Raw genomic sequence first — 4,759 nt, 5'->3', positions numbered from 1 at the left:
GACGCAACCGCGCGCATCGAGAACGGTGACCACGAGGGGTTTCAGTTTCTTCTCGACGCCCTTTGCGAGAGCGACGTCGAGAATCTTGCGGGCGACGTCGAGGGTCAGTTCAGCCATGGGTCGGTTCCTTTGTGATCAGGGAGGGATAGGGGGTGGAGCCCGCGCTGTCGAGGCTCATCGCCAGCACGCGCGCGACGTGAAGGGCGCCACGCCCGGCGCCGTCCTTGATCTGGTGCCGGCACGAGGTGCCGTCGGCGACGACGAGCGTGGCCTCGTCTGCGCGCCTGATGGCAGGCAGCAGCGACAGTTCGGCCATCTCCATCGAGGTCTTGTAGGTATCGGCGCCGTAGCCGAAGGCGCCGGCCATGCCGCAGCAGCTGGATTCGATGGTTTCGACATTGAGGCCGGGGATCAGCCGGAGTACCTGCTCGACCGGCTTGAAGGCGCCGAACGATTTCTGGTGACAATGGCCATGCACCATCGCTTTCGCGGCAACAGGTCCGAGCGGCAGCGAGAGGCGGCCGACCTCGGCCTCGCGCACCAGAAATTCCTCGAACAGCAGCGCATGCGCGCTGACGCTCCTGGCTGTCACGTCCGATCGCAGCGACAGCAGTTCGTCGCGCAGCGTCAGCAGGCAGCTTGGCTCCAGCCCAATGATCGGTACGCCGCGCGCGGCGAACGGCGCATAGGTCTCGACCAGCCGATCGAGCTCGGCGCGGGCGTGATCGACGAGGCCGGCCGAGAGAAAGGTCCGTCCACAGCACAATGGCCGGCCGCGATCCGCGGGCTTCGGAATGTGGACCCGGTATCCGGCCTCGACCAGCACGCGCAACGCGGCGTCGAGGTTTTCGCGCTCATAGGCGCGATTGAACGTGTCGGCGAACAGCACGACTTCGCGGCCATCGACTGGGCCGGTTGCCTCGACGTCAGAGCTGAACACATCGCGCCGCCATGCCGGCAGGGCGCGCTGTGCGCTGATGCCGGCGAACTTCTCGAACAGCTTTCGCAGCAGCGGGCTGTGGTTGCGAAGATTGGCGAGCGGGGCGAAGCGCGAAGCCAGCGCCGCATAGCGCGGCAGATAGCCCACCAGCCGGTCCCGCAGCGACAGCCCGTGTTTGGCTGCCCGCGCCGCCAGCACCTCGATCTTCATCTTGGCCATGTCGACGCCGGTGGGGCATTCGTGGCGGCAGGCCTTGCAGGACACGCAAAGTTTTAGCGTGTCCATCATCTCGTCGGAGGCCAGCGCATCCGGCCCCAACTGCCCCGAGATCGCCAGCCGCAAGGTGTTGGCCCGGCCTCGCGTGACGTCCTTCTCGTTGCGGGTGGCGCGATAGGACGGGCACATCACGCCGCCTTCGAGCTTGCGGCAGGCACCGTTGTTGTTGCACATCTCGACCGCGCCCTGAAAACCCCCGCCGGCGCCGGGGTATACGGACCAATCGAGTGCGGTCTTCAGTTCCAGGACGCGGTAATCCGGCGGATAGCGGAACAGCGCGCGATCGTCCATCTTCGGCGCGTCAACGATCTTGCCGGGATTGAGCACGTTGCCTGGATCGAAGCGCTGCTTGACCTCGCGGAAGTCGGCGATGATGCGCGGGCCGAACATCGCCTCATGAAATTCCGAGCGCACCAGGCCGTCGCCGTGCTCGCCGGAATGCGAACCCTTGTATTCCCTCACCATCGCGAAGGTTTCCTCGGCGATGGAGCGCATCGCCTTGACGTCCTTCTCCAGCTTCAAATTGAGCACCGGGCGAACATGCAGGCAGCCTTCGGAGGCGTGCGCATACATGGTGCCGCGGGTGCCGTGCCTGGCGAAAATCTCGTTGAGCCGCGCGGTATAGTCGGCGAGATGCGGCAGCGGCACCGCGCAGTCCTCGACGAACGAGACCGGCTTGCCCTCCTGCTTCATCGACATCATGACGTTGAGGCCGGCGGCACGGAATTCGGCGATGCCCGTCTGCAGGCTTGGCTCGGTAATCTCGACCACGCCGCCCCATTTGCGTTGCGGCCGGTCCCAGCCAAAACCGAGATCGGCCATCAGCTCGCCGAGCTGCTTCAATCGCCGGAGGTTTTCGGCCTGATCCTCCTCGGCGAATTCCACGATCAGCACGGCATCGGGATCGCCGCGCACGGCGGTGCCGATGATCGGCTGGAACATCGCGATCTCGCGCCCCAGCGTCAGCATGGTGCGATCGACCAGTTCGACCGCGATCGGACGCAATTTCACCAGATGCTGGGCGGCATCCATCGCCTCGTAAAAACTGCCGAAGTGGCAGACGCCCAGGACCTTGTTGCGGATCACCGGCCATAGCTTCAATTCGACCTTAGTGGTGAAGGCCAGCGTGCCTTCGGAGCCGACCAGCAGATGCGCCAGATTGTTCGGCGCATTGCGCGGCACCAGCGCATCGAGATTGTAGCCGCCGACCCGGCGCTGCACTTTCGGGAATTTCTCGGCGATTTCGGCTGCCTCGCGGGCGCCGAGATCCAGCATGGCGCAGAACAGGGCGACGCTTTCGTCGCCGGAATTCACCTCGCCGAAATGCAGCCGGCTGCCGTCGGCCAGCGCCGCATCCATCGACAGCGTGTTGTCGCGCATGGTGCCATAGCGCAGCGAACGGCCGCCGCAGGAATTGTTGCCCGCCATGCCGCCGATGGTGGCGCGCGAGGCGGTGGAGACATCGACCGGAAACCAAAGCCCGTGCTTTTTGAGCTGCCGGTTGAGGTCGTCGAGCACGATGCCCGGCTCGACCACGCAAGAGCGGTTCTCGAGGTCGAGCGAGACGATGCGGTTGAGGTGCCTGGAGAAGTCGACCACGATGCCGTGATTGACCGTCTGGCCGCATTGCGACGTGCCGCCTCCGCGCGGCGTGACGATCTGGCCGGCGTCCCTGACGATCGCGAGCGCCCGCAGCGCCTCGTCCATGGTCCGAGGGATCACCACCCCGGCGGGCATCACCTGATAGAACGAGGCGTCGGTTGCGTAGCGGCCGCGGTTGAACGGGTCGAAAAATACCTCCCCGTCGATCTCGCGGGTCAGGCGCGCTGCAATGGCGCTGTTTTCAGCCGAATTTCCAGACTTGTCGGTCTGCGTCGCCGCCATCGGTCCAATCTCGTGATTGTTTCCATGTCTTGCATTCAGGTTCTGCCTTTGCAAGGAATACCTCAGTGTACGGGGTGCTTGACGGCCGATGAGGCCCTGTCCATAAATCGGGCGGATCATGGACCCAGGCAAGCAGATCGATCTCGGGGACATCAGCCAGAAATCCGGGCTCATTCCCGATCGCGTGGTGCGCACATTCTGGCATGGTCCGTTCTCGCCCTATGAAGCGCTGTGCCTGTCCAGTTTCGTGACCGCCGGGGTTGGCGTCGAACTGTTTTCGGAAGCGCCTGTGCCCGGCCTGCCTGATGGTGTGATCTGGCGCAATGCGCGGGAAATTCTCGACCAAGAGGTCGTCTTCTATCGGCACGAATTCGACGGACCCAGCCCCGCCCTGCATGCCAACATTTTCCGCTACGCGCTTCTCGAAAAATTGGGAGGTTGGTGGATCGACACCGACGTGATGTTGACCGCCGCCCAACTGCCGGCGGTCACGACTTTCATCGCACAACAGTCGGATCAGGAATTAGCGGTCGGCGCGATGCGCTTTCCGCCGCGCCATCCCTTGATGAAGGCGGCGCTGGAGCGAGCGGCGGCGGGCCTGGAGGACGCGCGCTGGGGCGAAACCGGCCCCAAACTGTTGACCGAATTGCAGCCGCTATTTGCGCCGGAGATGCTGATCGCGCCGCGCCAGAGCACTTATGAAATCGGCTCGGAGGAATTCCAGAAATTCTTTCTTCCGCAAGCCCGCGAAGAGATCGAAGCGCGCACCGGTAATTCCACCTTTGTTCATTTGTGGAACGAGATGTGGCGCAAGGCCGGGGTGCCGAAGAACATCGCTCCGCCAAATGGGAGCTGGCTCGACCGCATGTTCGAGCGTCATCAGGTCGCCGCGGTCTGGTCCGACCGGCTGGACGGAGCGTACATCGAGCGGTGGGCAAATTTGCGCCGCGACCGCGATCACGCCGGCCACTACAATCTCGTTCACGACCGGGAACTCAGACGTCTGCGCGCGGAAAGGGACGCGCGGTGGTTCGGGATGAGCCGAACTCTGGTGGATATGAGAGCCCGCGCGAAACGGCGCTTGCGCCGGCTATGGAGCGCCCGGAAATGACGAGGCTTTGTGTCGCGGGGGTGGTTGCGATTGTTTCGGCCGCCCGAGGCTGTTGGCAGCCAAACTCGGCGATGTTGCAATGCAATCGCGTGCAATTCCAAGGAGATAAAACGTTGACCTCTGCTCGGGACAAGCCCAAGGAATAGTGATATTCGGGCCGTGCGAAGCCAAGGCAAGACTGGGAAGGACGCCACATGACCCTGCACACTGGTAGACATTTTCTCCAGATTCCAGGCCCGACCAACGTGCCCGACAGGGTGTTGCGGGCGATGGACATGCCCACCCTGGATCATCGCGGTCCCGAATTCGCCGAGCTGGGTCATGCCGTGCTGGCGGGCTGCCAGCGCGTGTTCCGGACCAAGCAGCCGGTCATCATCTATCCGGCGTCGGGTACGGGCGCCTGGGAGGCGGCGATCGTCAATACGCTGTCGCCCGGCGACAAGGTGCTGATGGCCGAGACCGGCCAGTTCGCGGTGCTGTGGCGCGGCATTGCCGAGAAATTCAAGCTCGATGTGGAATTCCTGCCCACCGACTGGCGGCACGGGGCC

2 protein-coding genes and 2 pseudogenes are annotated in these 4,759 nt (G+C 64.0%); 2 read left to right on the top strand and 2 right to left on the bottom strand.

All coding sequences use genetic code 11. The features are described 5' to 3' along the window. Both Q7U29_RS16210 and Q7U29_RS16205 read right to left on the bottom strand, forming a co-directional pair. Positions 1 to 117, bottom strand: a pseudogene (locus Q7U29_RS16210) (heme-binding protein); the annotation flags it as partial. Continuing rightward, the gene (locus Q7U29_RS16205; RefSeq protein WP_304743145.1) at positions 110 to 3,100 is read right to left on the bottom strand and encodes an FAD-binding and (Fe-S)-binding domain-containing protein; all 2,991 of its coding nucleotides are present in this window, start codon (positions 3,098 to 3,100) and stop codon (positions 110 to 112) included. The pseudogene Q7U29_RS16210 and the gene Q7U29_RS16205, both read right to left, overlap by 8 nt. Positions 3,101 to 3,218: 118 nt before the next feature. Here Q7U29_RS16205 and Q7U29_RS16200 point away from each other — a divergent pair, with 118 nt between their 5' ends. Together Q7U29_RS16200 and Q7U29_RS16195 are read left to right on the top strand one after the other, a co-directional pair. Continuing rightward, positions 3,219 to 4,211, top strand: coding sequence for a glycosyltransferase (locus tag Q7U29_RS16200; RefSeq protein ID WP_304743143.1), 993 nt, complete (start codon positions 3,219 to 3,221; stop codon positions 4,209 to 4,211). Positions 4,212 to 4,405: 194 nt separating this feature from the next. Beyond that, positions 4,406 to 4,759, top strand: a pseudogene (locus Q7U29_RS16195) (serine--glyoxylate aminotransferase); the annotation flags it as partial.

The organism is Bradyrhizobium sp. (assembly GCF_030654605.1).
GTDB lineage: Bacteria > Pseudomonadota > Alphaproteobacteria > Rhizobiales > Xanthobacteraceae > Bradyrhizobium.
This window is presented reverse-complemented; position numbering and strand designations above follow the sequence as displayed.

Bases quoted from the DNA above. Each gene is read 5' to 3' on its own strand.
- Q7U29_RS16205 (WP_304743145.1), bottom strand. From the start codon at position 3,100: ATGGCGGCGACGCAGACCGACAAGTCTGGAAATTCGGCTGAAAACAGC.
- Q7U29_RS16200 (WP_304743143.1), top strand. From the start codon at position 3,219: ATGGACCCAGGCAAGCAGATCGATCTCGGGGACATCAGCCAGAAATCC.